This is a genomic window from Paracoccus angustae (assembly GCF_042648745.1).
Taxonomy (GTDB): Bacteria; Pseudomonadota; Alphaproteobacteria; order Rhodobacterales; family Rhodobacteraceae; genus Paracoccus; species Paracoccus angustae.
Genome location: NZ_JBHRXY010000131.1, coordinates 1 through 586 on the forward strand (window position 1 = coordinate 1; position 586 = coordinate 586).

The 586-nt window shown below is 65.4% G+C and carries 1 pseudogene; it reads left to right on the plus strand.

The features are described from left to right. Positions 1-586, plus strand: a pseudogene (locus tag ACFOM8_RS23070) (hypothetical protein); the annotation flags it as partial.

The following is a 586-nucleotide window of genomic DNA, read 5'->3' on the forward strand; positions in this document are numbered from 1 at the left end:
CCGGCCATGCCGCCCATGCGGACGGCGGCGATGCCGCGCCCGCGCCAAAGTCGCCCTATTCCGGCGCACTGGTCGAGGACATGAAGGCGATCCGGCTGGCCGCGATCCAGACCGCCCTTCTGGACAAGCCGGAAATGGTGTTCGACCTGCTGGCCTTCGGATTGTCGCTGGCCTCTGGTGTCAGCACGAATGTCTTTGACCTGTCGCCGGGACGCCCCATGAACTGCCCGAGCAAGACGGATGGTCTGGAATGGTCCGACCGGCTGGCCCATCCCCCGGCAGGACATGAGGCATGGAGCCGCCCGGAGTTGCGCATCGAGGATCTGGCGCAAGCCTTCCGCGACTTCACGGCGGCAGGCAAGAAGGCCCGCAATTCCGCACTGGTGGAAGGCATGGCGCGGACCTTGCCCTATGACGCAGGCAATGCCGATTTCTTTGCGCTGATCGAGGCCGACAGCGGGGCCAGCATCCGCAAGGTCTGGACGCCGACCGCCGAGAACTTCTTCAACCGCGTCAGCGCCGACTATCTGGACAGCCTGCATCTGGAACTGACCGGCTGCGATCCCGAGTGCAACGGCTTCAAGGC